The organism is Paraburkholderia sp. BL27I4N3 (assembly GCF_003386115.1).
GTDB lineage: Bacteria > Pseudomonadota > Gammaproteobacteria > Burkholderiales > Burkholderiaceae > Paraburkholderia.
This window is the reverse complement of the sequence record NZ_QREJ01000001.1, coordinates 5,637,006-5,659,141: the sequence shown is the minus strand read 5'-3', so window position 1 is coordinate 5,659,141 and position 22,136 is coordinate 5,637,006. Positions and strand designations below refer to the sequence as shown.

The following is a 22,136-nucleotide window of genomic DNA, read 5'->3' as shown; positions in this document are numbered from 1 at the left end:
TGGTCATTCACGGTGGTGATGGATGATCGCATGAGCCGATCGATCCCAGGGACAGCACACGGGAAATACATCGGCGCTGTGCTCGCCGATGCGTGGGAAGTCTCAATTGCGCTGATTTCGCTCCTCGTCACCGACGGGCCCCTGGCGACTCCCCTTCGCCGGAAAACTTCGCGGCGATGCGAGCCTGGCTGAAGGCCGAATGAGGAAGGCAGGCGTATTCGTCGGGATTGAAGGGGAATTGCGATGGACATCGAAAAGATTGCAAGCGATTCGGGCATGCTGGTCGTGCTGGATGGGCGGATCGGCCGCGAAGAGTACAAGAGCGTGTACGGATCCTTGCAAGCTCTTCAGCGCTTTGCCAACAGCGTCCGCGAGTTGGTCGCGAGCGAAACGTGCGGTGCCCGCATCAATCGGGCGCCGGAATCTTTAATTTGACCTACGGTGTTAATGCTGTTGTTGTTGCTGGACAGTACGCCTCTGTTTTTTTTCGAGTGAGTGGTCAGGACGGAATATCCTGTTTCTACTCTATCTTTCCTTTGTCGTTGTGACCTAACTCGTCAGACCGTTCCAGGGAAGACTTTGCCTGAACCGTTCGCGACTACGTGAATTTAAGGGGATTAGTCATGCTAACGAACGCGAAACAAGAGCGTATCGATAAGCCACGAACAATTGCTTATCGACTCCGCGGTAATGTCTTTGGGGCAGTTGTGGTGTTCGGGTCGCTAACGGGACTGTGCTATGGCGCTGATGTTCCAGTTTGGCCAACATCCACTCAAGCTGTCGACGTGCCGCAAGGGGGAATGCCTACTGCGGAGGAAATCGCAACTGTTGTGAGTACCCGCTTTCACATCGGATTGCCCGATGCGTTGCAAATCGGTCACGCGGTGCTGAATGCTGCGAAGCGTTCCACAATCTCACCGCTGTTATTGCTTGCAGTGATCGCCGTCGAATCCAGTTTCGACCGTTTCGCGGTGAGTGTGGTTGGCGCCATGGGACTCATGCAGGTGCTTCCGTCTCAACACGCAGACCGTGTCCTTCGCACGTCTGATTTGAAAGACGCGCGCACAAACATCCGTATCGGGTGCGCAATTTTGCAAGACTACATAAGAGCGTCAGGTGGAAACCTCGACGACGCATTATATCGGTACAGTGGAGGCGCCAAGGGTTACGCGCGACGTGTAGCCGATCACTTGAGCATCATGAAAGCGGAACTCGGTTTGTAGTCGCGGTCCCGTTCGAGCAGGATCATCGGACGGTCAAGCGGCGCATCCGGGCCATGCTGGGATTCAAGTCTATTCGATGCGTCCTGATCCTGCTGGGAGGCATCGAAGTTATGCACATGATCGTCAAAGGACAGATGAAGTGCGTTCGCGCAACTCATCCGACCTCCATTGGCCTCTCCTATTGCACCGACGCTTTTCTGGAGGTCGGGCCGGAAGCTTGCAAGTCGAGGGCGTTCCGGGCCGCTGTACAATCCGAGCGGTTTAGTCTACGGGCACGCGATGACCGGCTTACATTCCCGTTCCGCCCAGCGCGGGCGCGCACTGCCGTCGCCGGGCGCCACGGTGCCGATCTCGCTCGTCAACGGTTTCCTGGCGAGCGCGGGCGTGGGGCGCGATGTGATCGAAGGCTATCTGTATGAAGCCGGCATTGCAATCGAGTTGCTCGGCGAGCCGCATTCGCGCGTGACGGAAGAGCAATTCTCGACGCTGTACCGCACGCTCGCGATTGACCTCGACGACGAGATGCCCGGCATCTTCTCGCGCCCGCTGCGCGGCGGCACGCTGAAGTACCTGTGCCTGAGCCTGCTCGATGCGCGCAACCTTAAAACGGCGCTCCATCGTTTCGGCCAGTTCTTCCATATCCTGCTCGATGACTTCTTCGTCGAATCGAGGAACGACGATCTCATCGTGCAGGTAATGCTGCGGCTGGAGGCGGCCGTGGGCCCAATCAGCCCGCTCGGCCAGGAACTGATGCTCAAGCTCGTTCACGGCGTGTGTTCATGGCTGATCGGGCAGAAGATCCCGCTGCTGCAGATCGAGCTTGCGTGCCCGCGACCGCGCCATGCGGTCGATCACCTGTACTTCTTCTCCGGGTCCGTGAAGTTCGACTGCGAGCGCACGCTTCTGCGCTTCAGCGTGGACTACCTCGACGCGCCAATCCGGCAGAGCAAGCGCAACCTGCAAAAGTTCCTCGCGCGCGCGCCAGGCGACTGGATCTTTGAATCATTCAGCGAACAGCTCGTGTGCCATCGCGTGCGGCAATACCTGTCGGCGGCGCTGCCCGACCTGCCAGTGATCGATCTGGTGGCCGAGCATCTGCATTGCTCCGTACGCACCTTGAGCCGCCACCTGGCCGCCGAAGGCACGACGTTCCAGGTGCTTAAGGATGAACTGCGGCGAGATATCGCAATCCAGCGGCTCACCGACACGCCCGACACGATCGCGGCGATCGGCGCCGACGTTGGCTTCGACGATCCAAGCGCGTTCCATCGCGCGTTCCGGCACTGGACAGGCAGCACACCGGGGACTTATCGGCGGCGTGCATAGCGCGCGGAGCAGGTGCAGCCGTTTTTCCGACGCTGAATCACCTGGCCGACTCACTGCGCCCGCTCCAATGGCCGGCTCCTGTATGCGACCCACAGCCGGCTTCCGTTGCCGGCCCCTCCGCGAATCTCACCACCGCTTCCGCCCCGCCGATCGGCACAACGATGCGCATGTCTTTTCGCAGAGACCGGATTCGGGGAAACCCGACGCGGCCGGCTGCCTTCAGCATCGCCCGTGCATCGCGTGGCCGGTTTTGTCACCATGAGGGCCGGATATGACAATGGGAATTCGTCACGGCGGCGGTAGGATGGTCACAACGTCTCCTGGATCTGGCCGGTTTTGCCGTATCGGACCTTGTGAGGCACTTCATTTACCGCCTGATTGGAACATCGACCATGAGCTATACCGCCCCCGTCAAGGACATGCTGTTCGTGCTCAGGGAACTCGCGGGCATCGACACCGTTGCGCAGCTTCCGGGCTTCGAGGATGCCGGTCACGACACCGCGCATGCTGTGCTCGATGAGTCGGCGAAACTTTGCGGCGAGGTGCTGGCACCGCTGAACGTCGAAGGCGACCGCAATCCGAGCAGCTGGAAGGACGGCGTCGTGACCGCCACGCCGGGCTTCAAGGAGGCGTTCCATAAGTTCGTCGAGGGCGGCTGGCAGGGGTTGCAGCATCCGGCCGAGTACGACGGTCAGGGGTTGCCGAAGCTGATCGCGGCGCCGTGCATCGAAATGCTGAACGCATCGAACCTGTCGTTCGCGCTGTGTCCGCTCCTCACCGACGGCGCGATCGAGGCGCTGCTGACGGCCGGCAGTGACGAACAGAAGCAGCGCTACGTGCCGAAGCTGATCTCGGGCGAATGGACGGGCACGATGAACCTGACCGAGCCGCAGGCCGGTTCAGACCTCGCGCTGGTGCGCTCGCGCGCCGAGCCGCAGGGCAACGGCACGTACAACGTTTTCGGCACGAAGATCTTCATCACGTGGGGCGAACACGACATGGCGGACAACATCGTCCACCTGGTACTTGCGCGCACACCGACCGCGCCGGATGGCGTGAAGGGCATTTCGCTGTTCATCGTGCCGAAGTTTCTGGTCAACGAAGACGGCTCGCTCGGCGCACGCAACGACGTGCACTGCGTGTCGATCGAGCACAAGCTGGGGATCAAGGCGAGCCCGACCGCGGTGCTGCAATACGGCGACCATGGCGGCGCGATTGGCTACCTGATCGGCGAAGAGAATCGCGGCCTCGAATACATGTTCATCATGATGAACGCCGCGCGCTTCGGCGTCGGGATGCAGGGGATCGGCGTCGCCGACCGTGCATACCAGAAGGCCGCCGCATTCGCGAAGGAGCGCGTGCAGAGCCGCCCGGTCGACGGATCGGCCCGGCAGTCAGTCACCATCATCCATCACCCGGACGTGCGCCGGATGCTCGGCACGATGCGCGCGCTAACCGAAGGCGCACGCTCGCTCGCGTATGTCGCGGCCGCGCACAGCGACATTGCCCACCACCATTCGGACGAGGCGACGCGGGCACGTCATCAGGCAATCTACGAATATCTGGTGCCGGTCGTGAAGGGCTGGAGCACCGAGATGGTGAACGACGTGGCAAGCCTCGGCGTGCAGGTGCACGGCGGGATGGGCTTCATCGAGGAAACCGGCGCCGCGCAGTATTACCGCGACGCGCGGATCCTGGCGATCTACGAAGGCACGACAGCGATTCAGGCCAATGATCTGGTCGGCCGCAAGACGCTGCGCGACGGCGGCACGGTCGCGAAGGCGCTGATCGCCGAGATCGGCGATACGGTCGCGGTGCTCGGCAAGGTCGACTGCGCGGCGGCCGCGTCGATGAAGGCGCAGCTGGAGAAGGGCGCGCACTCGTTGTCGACGGTGATCGACTACGTGCTCGCGAACGCGAAACAGGACCCGAACGCGGTGTTCGCGGGCAGTGTGCCGTACCTGAAGCTGGCGGGCATCGTGCTGTGCGGATGGCAGATGGCGCGCGCACTGCTGGCAGCGCACGCGAACCGCGCGAGCGACACGGCGTTCTTCGATGCGAAGATCGCGATCGCACAATGCTATGCGGAACACGTCCTCGTGCAGGCAGGCGGGCTCGAAGCGTCGATCGTCAGCGCAAAGGGCAACAACAGCGTGCTTGCGTTGTCGGAAGACCAGTTCTAACCGTCACGGTCGAGGCGCAGGAGGAGACAGGATTTTGACCACACAGGACTTGCTGGCGCAATATGGCCCGCGCGAATCGATGGAATACGACGTCGTGATCGTCGGTGGAGGCCCGGCCGGCCTGTCCGCAGCGATCCGCCTGAAGCAGCTGGCAGCGGAAAGAGACGTCGAGCTGGGCGTGTGCGTACTGGAAAAAGGCTCGGAGATCGGGGCGCATATCCTGTCGGGCGCGGTGATGGATCCGCGTGCGATCACCGAACTGATTCCCGACTGGAAAGAAAAAGGCGCACCGCTGACGGTGGGCGTGACCGAAGACAAATTCCTGTTCCTGACCGAAACCGGCTCAAAGAGCGTGCCGACCTGGGCGTTGCCGGACAATTTCAAGAATCACGGCAATTACGTGATCAGCCTTGCGAATGTCACGCGCTGGCTGGGTCAGCAGGCCGAGGCGCTGGGCGTGGAAATCTTCCCGGGCTTCCCGGCGGCGGAGATCCTGTATAACGACGATGGTTCGGTCAAAGGCGTCGCCACCGGCAACCTCGGCATCGGCAAGGACGGCGAGCCGACCGAGAACTTCCAGCTCGGCATGGAACTGCACGCGAAGTACACGCTCTTCTGCGAAGGCGCGCGTGGGCACCTCGGGCGTCAGCTGAACGATAAATTCAAGCTGCGCGAAGGCGCCGATCCGCAGGTCTACGGGATCGGCATCAAGGAACTGTGGGAAATCGATCCTTCGAAGCACAAGCCGGGTCTGGTGATGCACACCGCCGGCTGGCCGCTGGAGAACGATACTTACGGCGGCTCGTTCCTGTATCACATGGACAACAACCAGGTGGTGGTGGGCTTTGTAGTCGGCCTCGGCTACACGAACCCGTATCTGTCGCCGTTCGAGGAATTCCAGCGCTACAAGACGCATCCGGCGATTCGCGCGGTGCTTGAAGGTGGCAAACGTGTGTCGTACGGCGCACGCGCGATCACGGCCGGCGGCCTGATGTCGCTGCCGAAGCTGGTGTTCCCGGGCGGCGCGCTGGTCGGCGACGATGCGGGTTTCCTGAACGCATCGCGGATCAAGGGCTCGCATGCGGCGATCAAGACCGGCATGCTGGCCGCCGAAGCTGCTTTTGAAGCCGTGCAGGCAGGTCGCACCAGCGATGAACTCACCGCGTATCCGGAGAGTTTCAAGACTTCGTGGCTGCACACCGAACTGCACCGCGCGCGCAACTTCAAGCAGTGGATGAGCAAGGGCCTGTACCTCGGCACGGTGATGGTCGGCATCGAGCAGAAGCTGCTGGGCGGCAATGTACCCTGGACGCTGCATCACCAGCATTGGGATCACGAGATGCTCAAGCCGGCTTCCCAATGCAAGCCGATCGTGTATCCGAAGCCCGATGGCAAGCTCACGTTCGACCGGTTGTCTTCCGTGTTCATCTCGAACACCAACCACGAAGAGAATCAGCCGGCTCACCTGACACTGAAAGACCCGTCCGTGCCGGTGAACGTGAACTGGCAGACCTATGCCGGGCCGGAATCACGCTATTGCCCCGCTGCGGTTTATGAGTTCGTGAAGAACGACGACGGCAGCGAACGCCTCGTGATCAACGCGCAGAACTGCGTGCACTGCAAGACCTGCGATATCAAGGACCCGACGCAGAACATCGTCTGGGTCACGCCTGAAGGTGGCGGCGGGCCGAACTATCCGAACATGTAACGCAAACGCATCTCCGCGCCTGCGGGCGCGAACGAACCGGAGTGAGACGATGAACAATGCAGCGAAGGAAGTCGTGGTGGTGAGCGGTGTCCGTACCCCGATCGGCGATTTCGGCGGGAGCCTGAAGGATTTCTCGCCGACCGATCTCGGTGCGAAGGTCGTGAGCGAAGTGCTGACGCGGGCGAATGTGCCGGGTGATGCGGTCGGGCACGTCGTCTTCGGCCACGTCGTGAACACGGAACCGAAGGACATGTATCTCGCGCGCGTCGCGGCGATCAACGGCGGCGTCGCGCAGCATGCGCCCGCGCTGACCGTGAACCGTCTGTGCGGCTCCGGCCTGCAGGCGATCGTGTCGGCCGCGCAGACCATCATGCTCGGCGATGCCGACGTCGCGATCGGCGGCGGGGCGGAGAGCATGAGCCGCGCGCCGTACACCGTGCCGTCCGCACGCTTTGGCCAGCGCATGGGCGACGCCAGGCTCGTCGACATGATGCTCGGCGCGCTGCACGACCCGTTCCAGACGATCCACATGGGCGTGACGGCCGAGAACGTCGCACGCAAGTTCGGCATTTCACGCGAGGCGCAGGATGCGCTCGCGCTCGAATCGCATCGTCGTGCGGCGCGCGCGATCGCGGAAGGCCGCTTCAAGGATCAGATCCTGCCGATCTCGATTCGCACGAAGAAAGGCGAGGTCGCGTTCGACACCGACGAGCACGTGCGTCACGACGCGGGCTCCGACGATTTCACGAAGCTCAAGCCGGTGTTCGCGAAGGAGGACGGCACCGTGACGGCCGGCAACGCATCGGGCATCAACGATGCGGCCGCCGCCGTGTTGATGATGAGCGCGGACGCCGCGCGCGCGCAGGGCGCGAAGCCGCTCGCGCGGCTCGTCGCGTATGCGCACGCGGGCGTCGACCCGGCCTACATGGGCATCGGCCCGGTGCCGGCCACGCGGAAGGCGCTCGAACGAGCGGGTCTGAAGATCACGGATCTCGATGTGATCGAAGCCAACGAAGCGTTCGCCGCGCAGGCCTGCGCGGTTACGCAGGAGCTCGGCCTCGATCCGGCCAAGGTCAACCCGAACGGCTCGGGTATTTCGCTCGGCCACCCGATCGGCGCGACGGGCGCGCTGATCACGGTGAAGGCGCTGTACGAGCTGAAGCGCATCGGCGGGCGTTATGCGCTCGTAACGATGTGTATCGGCGGCGGCCAGGGGATTGCGGCGATCTTCGAGAACATCTGATAATCGACCGCTCAGCACCCGAACACACAGCACCGAACATAAGGAATCGTCATGGCCATTCAAACCGTCGGCGTCGTGGGCGCCGGAACCATGGGCAACGGTATCGCGCAGACCGCTGCCGTTGCAGGACTGAACGTCGTGATGATCGACGTCAGCGACGCGGCGCTCGACAAGGGCGTCGCCGCACTGAAGGGCAGCCTCGAGCGGCTCGTGTCGAAAGAGAAGCTCGACGCCGGCGCACGCGACGCCGCGCTCGCGCGCATCAATACGTCGACTGATTACGCGAAGCTTGCCGCGGTCGACATCGTGATCGAAGCCGCGACCGAAAACGTCGAGCTGAAGGGGCGCATCCTGAAGCAGATCGAGGCCGTCGCGCGCCCCGATGCGATCATCGCGACCAACACGTCGTCGATCTCGATCACCGCGCTCGCCGCGCTGCTGGCTGATCCGTCGCGTTTTGTCGGCATGCACTTCTTCAATCCAGTGCCGCTGATGCCGCTTGTCGAGATCATTCGCGGGCTGCAGACGAGCGATGCGACTGCGTCCGCGGTGCGTGCGCTGACCGAGCGTTTCGACAAGTCGCCGATCGGCGTGCGGAACGCGCCGGGCTTCGTCGTGAACCGGATCCTCGTGCCGATGATCAACGAGGCGTTCTTCGTGCTTGCCGAAGGCATCGCGTCGGCCGAGGAGATCGATGCTGGGATGAAGCTCGGTGCGAACCATCCGATCGGGCCGCTCGCGCTGGCGGACCTCGTCGGCCTCGACGTGTGCCTCGCGGTGATGGACGTGTTCCAGAAGGACTTCGGTGATCCGAAGTATCGCGCGTGCCCGTTGCTGCGCGAGATGGTGACGGCGGGGCGGCTGGGGCGCAAGACGGGGCGCGGGGTGTACGACTACAGCAAATAAGCAGCCGCGAATAAGTGGCACGCGATTGTCCGCGCGTGCGGCCGCGCCCCTTCGGTCGGCACGTCCCGTCGTGGGGACACAGCGATGGATCATGGTGCGTCTATCCACTTGCAAGTTGCCGGCCGACGATGGAGCAGCATCCTGGCCACAACCACTTAGGCGGGACCGAACCCGAGACTTCCTGAGGACTGGGGAACGGTTCCCAACCGCGGCCACCATTTGAGATCTCCCCGACTAGCCGGATACCGCTTCACATTGGCGGCGGCCTCATTAACCAATTCAATCGTCTTGTCGATGCTGACTTCAAGATTGAGCCAGACTGGAGCTGCCTGAACAACAGCGACCTTGTATTTCGGATGAACAAGAGGCATGACAATCCACTCCTGAAAGATGGCGAAGCCGAACAGACCTGAATTCAGGCGGCGACTCCGGGCTAAGGGCAAGCCATACCTTAGTCAACAACCTCAGCAAGCTTGCGCTCAGAGCAGGCGCATCCGATGGTCTGCATCCCGTATTTGCGTCCTGGCTTCAGATTCCGCAATGAAAGAGCGTGCCGGCGCACTTCTTTTGCGGGCAGCGGACCGCCGTGGCCCATGTGAAAACGCTGCATGCCCGCGTTGACCATGCTCATCAATTCAACACTGACAGCCTGCGGATCATCCTCGAACGGGGGCCGCAGGGCATGGCTCGTGCGGATCAATCCCCCGAGAAATACTCCGGAGGCGACGAGGTCGCCAACCAGCGCGTCGCCACTGCCCAGCTCAACCGATACGGAGCCAGCCGTGTGGCCGGGCGTGTACCTTGCCACGCCGTCGATTCCAAAGCGACTGAGATCGAAACTGGCATTGTCTTGCAGCAGGATATCCGGCGTGAAGGGCAGGTAGGCCTCGCCGGGCACGCCCGATCGCAGAAAGAGCGGTCCCCACCAATGGGCGACGCAGTATGTCATCTCCTTGCGCCGCTCGTAGTAGTCCAGATCTCCGGCATGCGCGAGGATCGGGGCCCCCGTCAGTTCACGCAGTCGCGCAGCCGCGCCGGCATGGTCCGTATGCGCATGAGTGACCACGATCAAGCTGACATCACGAAAACCGCGCCCGTGCTTCGCCAAAGCGCGCTCAATCTTGTCCTCTGAGCCCGGCGTGCCCGTGTCCACGAGAACACAGCCCGCTTCACCGATGATCAGGTGGCAGTGGACCATGCCGAACGGCAGGATGAGAATCGTAATGATGGAGGGTGTGTTCATGATGTGTGTCCCTGTCGGCTGTTCATGGCGTCATTCCCCAGATCTGTTCAGTTCAACCCGAGCGGATTGGAGATCAGCAGTCTCCACCCGCCGTCGCGGCCCTTTTTCATAACCTGCGTAGCGGTGCCGCGCTGCTCCTGTTCGTGGCCGTCCGGTAGCGTCACGCTCAGGGACCAGTCAAGCAGGACGAGTGCTATGTCGCCGCTCGTTATCACACGACGTATTTCGTTGTGAATGCGCGGGCGCAGTTGCAGCAACTGAGCCAGACCGCTGCGCAAGCCGGCGGGGTCCTCGTGTGTCGTCTCGCCGTCCGTCATTCGCATCGTGGCTTTACTGCTAAACAAACCGAGCAGTACGTCAAGGTCGCCGGCGTTCAGTGCCGTATCGAAAGCGGCCGGGACCTGCTCAGGCGCGCTGCACACGGCGGACTTGTCTTCGACCGCTGTGACGAATCGCGCAATGAGCTGCGCCACTTCGGCCGGTGCCTCTAGCGGCGACAGGTGTCCAATTCCGGGGAGAATATGCATCCGCGCATGCGGAATACGAGGCATCAGTTCCGCCTGCAGCGTTGCGACGCGATCCACCTGATCAAGCTCACCGGAGATGACAACGGTCGGCGCGTCGATTGATGCCACCGCGGCGGTGATGTCTTCGCGCATGGCTATGTTTGGCCAGGCCGCCTTGGCCTGCGGCGCGGCCCTCAGGCTGTCCTCGATGACTTGCTCCCGGCAAGCAGCGTCAAGTGTTTTAGCTGTGAGCACGTGATCGATAACGAATTCGACCGACTCACGCGACTGATACGCGCCGGTCAACGTCGCACGTTGCTCGTCGGAAAGGTGCATTGGCGACGGGGGCGACGGCGCGACGAGTACAAGACCCTCGAGCCCAGCCGGCCGACGCGATGCGATGAGCTGAGCAACCTTGCCGCCCATCGAATGGCCGACCAGAACGTAGCGCTGCAGACCCAACTCATGGATGACACCTTCGGCGTCGTCGGCAAGATCGGCGATCCGGTAGCCGTCAGCGGGCGCTTCGGAACGGCCCCAGCCTCGGTGATCGATGGCAACGATTCGATAGCGGTCGGCCAATTCGCTTGCCACACCGTCCCATGTGCGGGACGAGCCGCCGTAGTAGTGCAGGAACACGAGCGCCAACTCGCCGCTGCCGCGCTGTGCGACATGAATCCGCGTACCGTTCGATCTGATTTCCATTTTCCTTCCCTAATCATTGCGTAGTGTCTGAATGGTAGATTCAAGTCGTCGGCTTGATAATTGCCAGAATGGTCTATTCAGTCGATAATCGTGTTATCGAATCGGAGGAGCAAATGGACCGGCTGACGAGTCTCGGCGTGTTCGTCGCTGCTGTTGAGGAAGGCAGTTTTGCAGCCGCGGCGCGCCGTTTCGGGCTATCGGCCGCGATGGCCGGCAAGCATGTTAGCGCAATCGAGGCCCAGCTGAATACTCGGCTACTTCAGCGCACTACCCGGCGCCTAAGTCTGACCGATGCCGGCCAGACTTACTACGAGCGCAGTAAGCGGATTCTCGAAGCGTTCGACGATGCCAATCGGGAAGCTGGCGATTCACAAGGGACGGCACGCGGCGTACTGCGGGTCGCAGCGCCAGTTACGTTCGGTGCAATGCACCTGGGCGAGGTTGTTGCCCGCTACCTTGACGATCATCCGCACGTCAATGTGGAAGTGGTGCTCGGAGACCGCTATGTCGACCTGATGGATATGGGTGTCGACGTGGCAATCCGGATCGGACGGCTGCAGGACCCCGGACTGGTGATGCGACGGCTTGCACCATGCCGGATGGTCGTCTGTGCGTCTGTCGCGTACCTCGAGCGCTATGGAACGCCACGCAAGCCCGAAGATTTGCAACGCGTGCAGCGACTGGTTTTCAGCGAGGCCGTGTCGGCCGGCGACTGGACGTTGCTCGATGCGAAAAATCACGCGCACGTCATCAACGGACCATGCCGGATGGCCGCTAACAATACGCAAATGCTGCTTGCCGCGGCCCTCGCCGGCGCCGGCATCGCCTATGGCCCAACCTTCGTGTTCGGAGAGCATCTCCGCCGTGGCGAACTTGTGGCGCTACTGCCAGCTTATCGCGCAGCTGATCTCGCGATTCAGGCGGTTTATCCGAGCGCACAGCGCATACCGCTCAAAGTGCGTCGGTTCGTCGACTATCTTGCCGAGACGTTCGGGGATGAACCGCCTTGGGACCGCATCGGTCATTGAGCGGCAGTTGTACTTCGAAGAGCGGACGCAGGGTTGCCGACCCTCGATTGTCCGTTCCGGGTCCCTTCGCCGCCGGTCGTCCAAATGCGGGGGCTATGGCACGTTGCGGACCCTAAGCGGACGCCTGTGCCGAGTGGCGCACCGGTTGAACGCGCCACTCGAATTGCCTGGATCTGGTTCGGGCTGGCGTCCCGTCAGGATTTGATGAACTCGAGAAGGTCGGGGTTCAGGACGTCCGCGTGGGTGGTCAGCATGCCGTGCGGGAAGCCAGGGTATGTCTTCAACGCGCCGTTCGCGAGCAGGTCGACCGCGCGGGGCACCGCGCTGGCGAACGGGACGATCTGGTCATCTTCGCCATGCATGACCAGTACCGGCACAGTGATCTTCTTCAGATCTTCGGTGTAGTCCTCCAGCCAGGAGGATACGGTCTCGTAGTGGGCTTGGGCGCTGCCGGCCATGCCTTGGCGCCACCAGTTCGCGATCACCGCCTCAGACGGCCTGGCGCCCGCACGGTTGAATCCGTAGAACGGACCCTCCGGGACTGCCCGGTAAAACTCCGAGCGGTTGGCAAGCATGCCTGACTTAACCGCGTCGAACCACTCCTGCGGCTGACCTCCAGGGTTCGCGTCGGTTTTCACCATGTTCGGCGTCAACGAGGCCACCAGCACTGCCTTGGCGACCCGCTCCTGGTGGCGAGCCACGTAGCGGGCCACCTCGCCGCCGCCGGTGGAGTGCCCGATGTGGATCGCGTCGCGGATGCCGAGGTGTTCGGTCAGTGCTGCGAGGTCGGCGACCCAGTGGTCCATGTCGTTGCCGGTGCCGACTTGCTCGGACCGACCGTGTCCGCGCCGGTCATGGGCGATCACCCGGTAGCCGTGATGAAGGAAAAACATCATCTGGGCGTCCCAGTCGTCAGCCGACAGGGGCCAGCCGTGGCTGAAGACGATCGGCTGACCGGACCCCCAGTCCTTGTAGAAGATCTTTACGCCGTCGGGAGTGGTGATCGTAGGCATAGCTGGTACCTCCTGGAAGAGACTGATTGAACTGTTGGTTCTCCGCGAGACATCGAGAATGCTGCCAGCGGCTTCTTTCGAAGTCTTATTTCATGCGCATCCGAAAACGTGCGAGCGGGGCGCACTCCGACCAAGCTGCGATGGATCTCTAAATGTCTCTCGGCGCCACGCCCTTGCTTCTGGCGCTTGGACGCATCGAGTACAAGAATCGGCCTGTGATTGAGCACTCGGATGCGGTGACCACGCCAGTGAGAACTCCACTTGGGCGCTTGGCTCGTCGATACGGCAGCCGTTCCAATATAGGTATCCCTTGCCTCGATGACAAAGACTTTCTATGATTTGACCTATGCCTCAAAGGCATACGGGAGAACTAATGGAACTTCGACATCTGCGATATTTCATTGCGGTTGCGGAGGAAGGAAGTCTGCTGACAGCCGCGCAACGGCGGCTACACACGTCGCAGCCGTCCCTGAGCCGGCAGATCCGCGATCTTGAGTCCGAAGTGGGTGTGAAATTACTGGAGCGCCAGGCACGCGGTGTGAGGCTTACCGCTGCCGGAAAAATCTTCCTCGATCACGCGCGTCTGGCGCTGCTTCAAGTCGAAGCGGGTATCGACGGCGCACGGCGTACGGAGCAAACTGGAAAACCGATCCTTGCCATGGGCTTCCTTGCCGGGCAGGAAGTCGTATGGTTGCCACACGCGCTGCGAATCCTTCGCGAGGAGGCACCGGATGCGGAGATCACACTGTGCAGCCAGTCGTCTCCGGAGCTCGCTCTTGGGCTGATGCGAGGAAAGCTAGACGTCGCTTTCCTTCGTCCCGAGAGACAGACTGTTGGCCTGTCATTCAAAGTCCTGGCGAAAGAGCCGCTGATCGCGGTACTGCCGGCAAACCATTGGCTGACGTCACGCAAGAAAATCCGGTCGCAGGATCTGGCCAGCCAGATTTACGTCAGTTCATCCAAGATTTCTCCCGTACTGGAATCCGTGATTCAGCAGTACGCATCGAGTGTCGGAATAACGCTCAAGGCGGGATACGAGGGCGAAAACCTCCCGTCCGCAATGTCGCTTGTTACGTCAACGGGTGGCGTCACGCTTATCCCGCTGTACGCGCAAAATATGCTGACACCAAACGTCGTTGCAAGGGCGCTTGACGGCGTGCCTCCGACGATTGATCTCGTCTTGGGATATAGCGATGCAAATACAAACCCGTTGCTTCTTCGGCTGTTATCTCGTGCGGACGAGTTGGTCACAAATGTTCAGGATCAAAGCATCATTCGCTATGCCGTCTAGGTCATCGGCTCGGTCGCAAGTTCGCCGCCCTGCGCTATCATGGTGGACTCGACGAGGGCGCACATGTGTACCTCGAAGCCAACCCGAACGACGCCAACTGCTCACGAATCAGGATGTCATAGCCGACATGCGGGACGTGCAACACATCAAAAGCCGGTTGCTGATGGTCGCGGCATTCGCGATCCCCGCGTTCGTGTTCATCAACGGCTGCAAGTCGACAGCGACGCAGGCTGTGACCGCGCCGGCGAAGGTCGCCACTGACGACGCTGCGCTCGCCGCCAAGGTGAAGCAGGCGCTCGTCGCGGACCCAGGGCTGAGATCCTTGCCGATCAGCGTCGCCACGTATCGAGGCGTCGTGCAGTTGTCAGGATACGTGGATGCAGAGGTACAGATTGAGCAAGCGCTTGCCGTGACGCGCGGCGTGGCGGGGGTGCAATCCGTGAGCAACGATCTACACCTCAGGCCGCAATAACGCGCGCTCGCCGGAAAACAGATGACGGACAAGACAGCGATGCCTGGGCTGCGCGCGGCCAGCGGTTTCGTCAAAGGAACAGGTGCATCTGCGCCTTGACGGGCATTCCCCTGCGCTCTAGCACGTTCGCCGGTTTCGGGCCGACCGTGATCGACCCGTTAAGACGTCCGGAATCGCCGCGAGAATGTCCGTTTGAGTTCGAACAAACGACGTAGCCTCCCCGCCAGAAGCCTCAGTTGCGGCAGATCGGGCTTATGAACTTCGCCGTGGCGAGCTGCGTCCGCCATTCCGTCCTGCTAACGAGGCAAGCGCTGCTCGAGGTAATTCTTCAACGGAAAGCGCCCACAGCGAATACGCGACGCTGCGCTGGAACAACGTACCGACAGCAGCGCGAAGCTCGCCCCTGCCCAGCGCGTACACCGAGTCGGTCACGGCAATAGCGCCGTGCATCAGGACGCTGGCATGCCGGTAGCACCCCATCATGCAGTCATTGCAGGGCTCCCGTTGATCGGGCAGGCGGTCGAGGTCGAAGACGGAGCCCATTGGCTCAGGCCACGCCTCGCAACGCCACACGTCGAGGTTCCAGTCGATATAAAAATACTTGCTGCCGCCAATACATGGAATCAGTTGCTGTTCGCCGCGCACGAACCGCGCGACCTCGGCCAGCGCAGCGCTCGGGTCCATTACACGAAAGCGCTTTTTGAGGCGGGCGATCGCGCTCAACGCGTCGAGTAGTTCGTCACGGCTTAGGTCGACGAGCGTCGATGTTTCGTCGTAAACGAGCGATGTGGAACCGAGCGTTTCGCGCCTTGGATAGGAAAACGCGACGGCATCGAAACCAAGCCGGTTGAGCGTCTCTGGAAGCGACGCGTAACGGACCAGACGACTCACCGTGACCGATGCACAGACAGGGATGCCGAAGGCGTGCGCCTGAGCGATTCCTTCGCGGATGCGGGCCTCCAGACCGCGCAGGCCGCGATTGCGCTCGTGCTCTCCCATGTCCGCGCTATCGATCGATATCAGGAGACGCTTGAGGCCAGCCGCCGCCAGCTGCTTGATGTGGCGGGGGAGGAACCAGCCGTTCGTGATCAGCCCGCAATCGATGCCGGCTTTCGTGGCCGACGCCACGAGCGATTCGATCTTCGGGTGAACCAGCGGTTCGCCCCCCTGGAGCGTCATGTAGCGAATCCGGCGCCTGCGCAGGATCGGCAGCGCACGAGCGAACTCATCAGGGTCAAGATAGCGACGCGGGCCTGCCAGATTCTTGTCGCGCGAGAACCCGCAGAAGTCGCATGCGGCGTTGCAAACATTCGTTACCGAGACGTCGCAAACCGCAGGCAGTGGATTGCGCGGCTTGCCGGCGATTCCGTCTGAGTGCCGCAGATTGCGCCACTTAATGATCCGCTCTGTCGTTTCCATGGAACCCCCACGGTCGGCTGACGAATTCGACACGAAGCATCCAAGCATACGCTTCGCGCGTTAGCCTGTGCGCGATAGATGCGGATATGGGGTTAGGTAAAGGCGGACTGAAGCGGTAGAGTCGCGACGGACCCGTGTAGGCGGAAGACGGCCATCCGGAGGCGACTGACGGACATCTCTTGCTGGCCGACTACCGCCCCGACGCACCCAACTGAGGACCGCCCGTTGCGTCCTTCACCGTTTCAGGCACCGCGCCCCCGGCGCAGATTCCCCCGGATTACGCCCCACCGATATGACCTTCAGCGCGGTGCTACGGCCTACCTGCCGCGCGCAGTGCCGCTCTCAGGCTCATTTCTATGTCGAGAAGTTTCGCGCCGAGCTCCGCAAAGCTGCTGCGCCCCTCGCCGAATATCTCGCCGTTCATGTAGATCGTCGGCACAACGCTAATATCACGCGCCGACACCTCGCTTTGAAAAATTCCTCCGTCGATCGTAATGTTGTGAACCCGTGGATTGATCACCGTCATCATGTTCAGGGCTTGCACAACGTCCACACAGCTTGCGCAAGAGAGCGAAATATAGGTCTCGAAATAATAGTCACGTTCTAGCGTTCGGATTTGTTCAATGGTCGTGCGGTCGGCTATTACGGGGTGTCCTCCCACCTGGAGTATTGCGAGGACAAGAGACGAAAATTCAGGTCCTGTCGGAGTGGCGGCAAACTGTATGCCAGCTTTTTCTCCGACCTGCCTGATTGAAAACGATGGCTTACGTTCGTCGCCATGTTGCTCCTCGATTACCGTCACCAGATTTGTCAACGACGCGATTTCGTTCAACATCGTCCGCATCTCGTGCGACGTTTGACCACCGCCCGGCGACACAATCAATTCGACTGGTCCGCGGATGTTTCGCAGATACGTCTGCAGCTGTGACCTGAGACTGATGCTTAACATGATTCGATCCCGTACCAACCTGCACAAGGTTATGTGAAGAAGTGCCAGGAACTGAAATGTGGACAGAACGTGCAGCGTGAGTCTGCAATCGGACGACCCGAGAGCTCTACGCCGCCTGTTGCACTGCCGCAATGTTGCTCGGCTGCCTGACAGCACCAACCGTGGTTTAAGAGCAAGCTTATATGCCCACGGCTGACGTGCCAATCTGCCGGGTCGGGAGACGCGGACATTCTCGTCGAAGGCTACGGGCCGCGAAAACACGCAAGCACCGAAAGCCGGCGGCACCCGTCGGCGGATCTGCGAAGGGCGCGAGACAATGCTCCCTCCAACGTCGGTGCCTTTGGTGGGCTAGCCGCACAGATCCAAGGTGCTGGCGATTCGTCTAAAAGGGGTGCACGCGTGCCTGCTCCGGCGGCCACTTCTATGCGCCCGACCGAGCTTGTGAACAATCCTGGGCGGCCCGTGTCGGCCGTTCGTCCTCGCCGAACTGAGTCCGACAGCGTTTGGTTCAGGTCGGACCCGCACCAGCCACTCGATAGCTGGTCGTCTTGATGTCTCTTGCCGGAAGCAGAGCCGCCGCCCGGAAGATCAAGCGCCGACACTGGCGAACGCCTGAAATTTTTCACCATCAGCACTCGCAGCCCAGTCAAGCCGGAGACGATCGGACTTCGACACACTCGTTCGCTTTTCACGTCGCATAAAAGGCCGCTCTCCACAGCGAACCGCGTGTAAGATCGTTCGAATACTGCCGCGGTGGCAGATTGCTGTGACTCGAACACCGCTTGCCCCATCCGTACGGAATCGCATGTCTTGCCGGGAGACGATGCAATGCGCGTACTGCTCGTCGATGATCACGAACTCTTCAGAGCCGGTCTAGCGCTGCTCGTCAAGGAACTTTTCCCGGACGTCGAACTGCTGCATGCGAGTACGTTGTCGCATGGAGTCGATCTGGCGATGGCCGAACATCCGGACATCGTTTTTCTGGACCTCGAACTTCCTGACGGGCACGGTTGCGACGCGCTGGTCCGGTTGAAAGACGCACGAGCATCCTTGCCCGTAGTAGTGATATCGGCCGATGAGAGCACGGAGACAGTCAGTCGATGCCTCGAACTCCGCGCGATGGGCTACGTGCCGAAATCGTCGTCGCCCGAAGCACTCCATGCCGCGATCGTTGCCGTGCTATCAGGCGGCGTGTACCTGCCCGCGGCGAGCATCGCCGGGCTAAGGCGTGCTATCGACATCGCCGAGGCACCGGCACGCGAATCAGGACGGGCACAGCCAACGAACGGCGCCGCCACCGCGTGGGACGCTCCGCTACTTGGACTTACGCCTCGTGAGCACGAAACACTCACGTGGCTCGTACGCGGGCTCCCTTCCAAAGCCATCGCGTCGAAGATGGGGCTCGAAGACATCACTGTGCGCAAGTACATCAGTCATCTGCTTGCGCACTTCAACCTGCGGCGCCGCACTGAACTCATCGTGATGCTCGCGGACAAGGGCATCACGCTCGGCACGCCGTCGGTCACAGATTCTTTGCGAGATCGAGCTTCACCTTCCGATGGGCGGCAACGAACCGGCTGATATCCGCCACCAGATCTTCCGGTGCAGAGGACTTGCGCAGCAGCACGAACGGCTCCGGAAAGTCGCGAAGCACTTGAACGGAGAGTAACTCGCCCGTGATGAATGCGACCGGAATAACGCCCGCCCACGCGAAGTGACGCCTGATCCGATCGGCAACCTCCTTACCGGTGGCTCCATCGCGCAACCGGATGTCGGTCACGATGAGATCGGGAATGCGGCTATCATCGGCGAGAATGGCTTCGAATCCGGCCATCGACTCCGCGGCATGCACGAGCGAGCCCGCGCTCGAGAAAAGGCGTCGCAGGCCTTCGAGGACGGTTGGTTCGTCGTCGCACAGCAGCATGAACGTGCCGTTGAGATCGGGACTGTAGAGGTCGCCGTACTGATTCGTCCCGGTGGCCGGCATCAACGCGGAAATGGTCGCGTAGAGGGAAAAGCGCGATCCGCGCCCTTCAACCGATGCAAAACTCATCGCGTGTCCCGGCAGAATACGAACCGCACGCTGCACGATCGATAGCCCCAGTCCCAGCCCTTTCGAACGGTCGCGCCCCGGATTGTTGATCTGGTAGTACTCGGCAAAAATCGCCTCCCGATGGGCGGGCGCAATGCCGATTCCGGTGTCCCATACATCAACCCGCAGTCGGTCATCCAGATGCACCCAGCCAAGCACGACGCCGCCCGACGACGTGCTCTTGATCGCGTTCGATACGAGATTGGATACGGCCCGTTTGAAGAGTGACCGGTCGGTTTCGATGGGCGGCGGGTCCACTCGTCGCCGCGCAAGTCTGAGATCGATTCCGCGAATCTGTGCCGTCGCCCGATATTGGTTGAGAACCTCGGTCAACAGGTCGAGCGTGTTGACCGATGTCAGGCGGGGAACATACGAGCCCAACTCGGTATAGTCCTGAATATCCTTGAACATGTCGAGGATGTCAGATGCGGTCTCTTCGATGACATCAAGGTCACGATCCACCTTTTGTCCTTCTCGGATCCTCGTCCGGGCGCTGCGGATGAAGAGGTTGATCGCGGCAAGCGGCTGCTGGATGTCGTGATACGCCGACGAAAAGAACCGTTCCTTTTCCTTGACGAGTTCCTGCATGCGTTTGTTCTGCTCGTTGACCGCACGCGATGCAGCCTCGACGCGCCCCTTGGCTGCGCGCAAATTGCGCTGATACATGAATTCGCGCCTCGCCGAACGTTCCAACGGAATACTGACAACCAGCCCGATGAGGTACGTCAGCGGCACACTCATGCCATGCGCAATCACTGACGACAGGTGCATGCCGAACCTCTCGCCTGGAGGCTGGAGATAGAGCATGAGCAGGTAACCCGCGACGCAGAGCCCGACCAGCCACGCTGCCGTGATCGCGCGAAGCCGGAAAGCCATGAATATCGTGAACAGGGTAAGTGTCAGGATCGAATAGACTTCACGCCATGGCAGGTCTACGATCTGCATCATTCTCAGGGTGGCGAACCAGGCGCTAAGCGTCCACATGCAGAGCAGGCCGACGGCCCAGCGTTCGTCCAGTGCGCGCGGGGTCCACAACAGGACGGACACGCCCATGCCAATCGCCGCAGCGGCTCTCACGAAAATGAGTTCGGTGTGGTGCAAGTTGGCGGGATCGAGTATGTCGAGCCGAGCGAAATCGCGGATGGAAAAAACGATCCATAACGCAGTAAAGATTGCGATGGCCAGTCTTCGCTGTCCGGAGAAGCGCCGCGCGTAGTCCATCCGGAACGCACGTTCCTGAGCCGCCGATCTGAATCTGCGCACCCAGAGGTCCGACGATCTCATAGCGATGCCCGATCAGGAATGTCGCCGTCCGCGGATACGGCAGCGTGACATTCAAACAGAATAGCAGGACGTCGTTCGCATCCGAATACACAAATGTAGCAGTACGGATGTACCTGTCTGGTTCCGAATTCCTACATCTTTCGCAGCTCGATTTCGGGTGCTCGCCTACCTATGTGGGTGTCGATGGCGTCGGCTCTGGTCGAAAATCAAAATGACAGCGCCGGGAAACGAGAGTTGAGAATTCCTGCTTCCCGGAATTTACGAGGAGGTCGCCATGAAATCAGTCGTTATCGCGGTCGCCGCAGCGTCGGCCCTTTCCATCCCTCTTGCCACGTTCTCCCAGACCGATCCGGCACCGACGCGCGCCCAAGTGCGAGCGGAGCTTCAGCAGCTTGAACAGGCCGGATATGATCCGGCCAAAGGCGAGGATCCGAGCTATCCGAGCGACATTCAGGCGGCGGAGGCACGGATATCGAGCCAGAGCCCAACGGCGTACGGCGGCGTATCCCCCGGCTCATCGGCGTCCGGTTCCCACGCTGTCGGTCGTCCCGCCTCGACCGAAGACATGAAGCAACTCTATTTTGGAGGCCAGTAGCATCTTCGCCTGCTTCCCTCTGTGGTGTGCCCACACCGGCACCGCTGCTTAATGCGCGCCCAACTTCGGCATGTGTTGAAGACTGGGCAAGCCGGTGCCCCGCCTGGGCGTGCACCAAGCTGGGCGGGCGCCGCTACCCAAGCCGGTTGGAACTCGACTGGTGGCGAAAAGCTCCGCTGGCCGCGAGCACCAGTTCCGTGAACGTTCTACAGAGCCGACGTTGGAGTCGTCAACGCCTGCTTTCCGGCGACGTGGATGAACGCGTATTGCCGGCCAAAATCTGCCGTTGGACATCGGTGGCTGGATCGCTAACAATCGGGGGCCTGCACATTTTCGATGAGGTCCGATCAATGAGTTCGGCTTGCCGGGTCCGGGCGATAACAGACCTCTCATCGCTGGAAGGTACTGCCTATGTCGAAGTCATGGCAGGTGCCTGTACGAATCGATGCTGGAACGATGGTTCGCTGTTTTTCGAGGAAGAGGTGTTTGGGTATATCGAGCCGACGATCGAAAAATACGAGCCGACCTACGATCACTACGCACTCACCCAAATCAGCATGCTTGACTGGGAAAAGATAATAAAAGCCCTCGCGGACGTTTGAAGCAGGCTGGAAATGGAGACATTCAGGCCGGACATGCTGCCGCAGATTGGCTTCCTCTTCATTGATTCGAAAGAAAGAATTACTGAGAGTATGAACGCGAATTGTGTCGCGCTCGGCGCGATGATTTCGCAAATTGAGACGTGGACCAGTGACAATCGTCTCAGGCACAGCTGCGTCACGATCCTCGGCCTGTAGTTTCCATGGCGGCCACGAGCGGACACTCGCCGGGGACACCGAAATCGACAACAATTATGAGTTGCGGTCAGACACATTGGAGACAAGTCAGTGAAGGAAGCCGATTTTGTTGAAATGGTTGCTCGCATCTCAGTCACTCATAGCGCAGATGAC

General features: G+C 61.1%; 20 protein-coding genes and 1 pseudogene. 14 read left to right on the top strand and 7 right to left on the bottom strand.

The window, feature by feature from the left end; all coding sequences use genetic code 11:
* Nucleotides 1–243: 243 nt before the first annotated feature.
* The 8 genes and pseudogenes from B0G71_RS25725 to B0G71_RS25690 all read left to right on the top strand — a co-directional run bounded on the left by B0G71_RS25725 (nucleotide 244) and on the right by B0G71_RS25690 (nucleotide 8,589).
* Nucleotides 244–435, top strand: a complete 192-nt coding sequence (locus B0G71_RS25725) for a hypothetical protein (RefSeq protein WP_116145249.1) — start codon at nucleotides 244–246, stop codon at nucleotides 433–435.
* Nucleotides 436–623: 188 nt separating this feature from the next.
* Nucleotides 624–1,223 (top strand): lytic transglycosylase domain-containing protein, encoded by a 600-nt coding sequence (locus tag B0G71_RS25720; protein ID WP_116145248.1) that lies wholly within the window; start codon nucleotides 624–626, stop codon nucleotides 1,221–1,223.
* Nucleotides 1,224–1,237: 14 nt separating this feature from the next.
* Nucleotides 1,238–1,363, top strand: a pseudogene (locus B0G71_RS25715) (DDE-type integrase/transposase/recombinase); the annotation flags it as partial.
* A gap of 40 nt (nucleotides 1,364–1,403) precedes the next feature.
* The gene (locus tag B0G71_RS25710; RefSeq protein ID WP_258875781.1) at nucleotides 1,404–2,549 is read left to right on the top strand and encodes an AraC family transcriptional regulator; all 1,146 of its coding nucleotides are present in this window, start codon (nucleotides 1,404–1,406) and stop codon (nucleotides 2,547–2,549) included.
* Nucleotides 2,550–2,941: 392 nt separating this feature from the next.
* The gene (locus B0G71_RS25705) at nucleotides 2,942–4,732 is read left to right on the top strand and encodes an acyl-CoA dehydrogenase (protein WP_116145246.1); all 1,791 of its coding nucleotides are present in this window, start codon (nucleotides 2,942–2,944) and stop codon (nucleotides 4,730–4,732) included.
* Between the two features lie 79 nt (nucleotides 4,733–4,811).
* Complete coding sequence (locus tag B0G71_RS25700) at nucleotides 4,812–6,440, top strand: electron transfer flavoprotein-ubiquinone oxidoreductase (RefSeq protein ID WP_404935487.1); 1,629 nt, start codon at nucleotides 4,812–4,814, stop codon at nucleotides 6,438–6,440.
* Between the two features lie 49 nt (nucleotides 6,441–6,489).
* Nucleotides 6,490–7,683: a beta-ketothiolase BktB gene (bktB, locus tag B0G71_RS25695; protein WP_116145242.1), complete on the top strand. Its 1,194-nt coding sequence runs from the start codon at nucleotides 6,490–6,492 to the stop codon at nucleotides 7,681–7,683.
* Between the two features lie 51 nt (nucleotides 7,684–7,734).
* Nucleotides 7,735–8,589, top strand: a complete 855-nt coding sequence (locus B0G71_RS25690) for a 3-hydroxybutyryl-CoA dehydrogenase (RefSeq protein ID WP_116145240.1) — start codon at nucleotides 7,735–7,737, stop codon at nucleotides 8,587–8,589.
* Between the two features lie 155 nt (nucleotides 8,590–8,744).
* Here B0G71_RS25690 and B0G71_RS42525 read toward each other — a convergent pair whose 3' ends face one another.
* The 3 genes from B0G71_RS42525 to B0G71_RS25675 form a co-directional block, all read right to left on the bottom strand.
* Nucleotides 8,745–8,960: a hypothetical protein gene (locus tag B0G71_RS42525; protein ID WP_199730145.1), complete on the bottom strand. Its 216-nt coding sequence runs from the start codon at nucleotides 8,958–8,960 to the stop codon at nucleotides 8,745–8,747.
* A gap of 80 nt (nucleotides 8,961–9,040) precedes the next feature.
* Nucleotides 9,041–9,832 (bottom strand): MBL fold metallo-hydrolase, encoded by a 792-nt coding sequence (locus tag B0G71_RS25680; RefSeq protein WP_116145238.1) that lies wholly within the window; start codon nucleotides 9,830–9,832, stop codon nucleotides 9,041–9,043.
* Nucleotides 9,833–9,879: 47 nt separating this feature from the next.
* Entirely contained in the window at nucleotides 9,880–11,043 is a 1,164-nt protein-coding gene (locus B0G71_RS25675; protein ID WP_116145236.1) for an alpha/beta fold hydrolase, read from the bottom strand.
* 113 nt (nucleotides 11,044–11,156) lie between these two features.
* Between B0G71_RS25675 and B0G71_RS25670 the strand changes: the two genes are divergently transcribed.
* Nucleotides 11,157–12,071, top strand: coding sequence for a LysR family transcriptional regulator (locus B0G71_RS25670; RefSeq protein ID WP_116145234.1), 915 nt, complete (start codon nucleotides 11,157–11,159; stop codon nucleotides 12,069–12,071).
* A 194-nt stretch (nucleotides 12,072–12,265) separates the two neighbouring features.
* Here B0G71_RS25670 and B0G71_RS25665 read toward each other — a convergent pair whose 3' ends face one another.
* Nucleotides 12,266–13,084: an alpha/beta fold hydrolase gene (locus B0G71_RS25665; protein ID WP_116145232.1), complete on the bottom strand. Its 819-nt coding sequence runs from the start codon at nucleotides 13,082–13,084 to the stop codon at nucleotides 12,266–12,268.
* 373 nt (nucleotides 13,085–13,457) lie between these two features.
* On the opposite strand from B0G71_RS25665, the gene B0G71_RS25660 reads away from it, so the two are divergent.
* The gene (locus B0G71_RS25660) at nucleotides 13,458–14,375 is read left to right on the top strand and encodes a LysR substrate-binding domain-containing protein (protein ID WP_116145230.1); all 918 of its coding nucleotides are present in this window, start codon (nucleotides 13,458–13,460) and stop codon (nucleotides 14,373–14,375) included.
* 127 nt (nucleotides 14,376–14,502) lie between these two features.
* The gene (locus B0G71_RS25655) at nucleotides 14,503–14,847 is read left to right on the top strand and encodes a BON domain-containing protein (RefSeq protein ID WP_116145228.1); all 345 of its coding nucleotides are present in this window, start codon (nucleotides 14,503–14,505) and stop codon (nucleotides 14,845–14,847) included.
* A gap of 252 nt (nucleotides 14,848–15,099) precedes the next feature.
* Here the strand turns inward: B0G71_RS25655 and B0G71_RS25650 are convergent, their stop codons facing one another.
* Together B0G71_RS25650 and B0G71_RS25645 are read right to left on the bottom strand one after the other, a co-directional pair.
* On the bottom strand, nucleotides 15,100–16,266 hold the full coding sequence (locus B0G71_RS25650; RefSeq protein WP_116145226.1) for a radical SAM protein: 1,167 nt from the start codon (nucleotides 16,264–16,266) through the stop codon (nucleotides 15,100–15,102).
* A 310-nt stretch (nucleotides 16,267–16,576) separates the two neighbouring features.
* Nucleotides 16,577–17,101 (bottom strand): alkyl hydroperoxide reductase, encoded by a 525-nt coding sequence (locus B0G71_RS25645; protein ID WP_258875664.1) that lies wholly within the window; start codon nucleotides 17,099–17,101, stop codon nucleotides 16,577–16,579.
* A 942-nt stretch (nucleotides 17,102–18,043) separates the two neighbouring features.
* Between B0G71_RS25645 and B0G71_RS25640 the strand changes: the two genes are divergently transcribed.
* Nucleotides 18,044–18,796 carry a response regulator transcription factor gene (locus tag B0G71_RS25640; RefSeq protein ID WP_116145222.1) on the top strand — a complete coding sequence of 251 codons (753 nt, stop codon included), beginning with the start codon at nucleotides 18,044–18,046 and terminating at the stop codon, nucleotides 18,794–18,796.
* Here B0G71_RS25640 and B0G71_RS25635 read toward each other — a convergent pair.
* A complete protein-coding gene (locus B0G71_RS25635) occupies nucleotides 18,738–20,528 on the bottom strand; it encodes a hybrid sensor histidine kinase/response regulator (protein ID WP_158608172.1) in 1,791 nt (596 codons plus the stop codon). The two genes, B0G71_RS25640 and B0G71_RS25635, sit on opposite strands and share 59 nt — an antisense overlap.
* A gap of 337 nt (nucleotides 20,529–20,865) precedes the next feature.
* Here B0G71_RS25635 and B0G71_RS25630 point away from each other — a divergent pair, with 337 nt between their 5' ends.
* Nucleotides 20,866–21,186, top strand: a complete 321-nt coding sequence (locus B0G71_RS25630) for a DUF4148 domain-containing protein (protein ID WP_116145218.1) — start codon at nucleotides 20,866–20,868, stop codon at nucleotides 21,184–21,186.
* A 146-nt stretch (nucleotides 21,187–21,332) separates the two neighbouring features.
* Nucleotides 21,333–21,788 (top strand): hypothetical protein, encoded by a 456-nt coding sequence (locus B0G71_RS42085; RefSeq protein ID WP_258875663.1) that lies wholly within the window; start codon nucleotides 21,333–21,335, stop codon nucleotides 21,786–21,788.
* Nucleotides 21,789–22,136 lie beyond the last annotated feature (348 nt).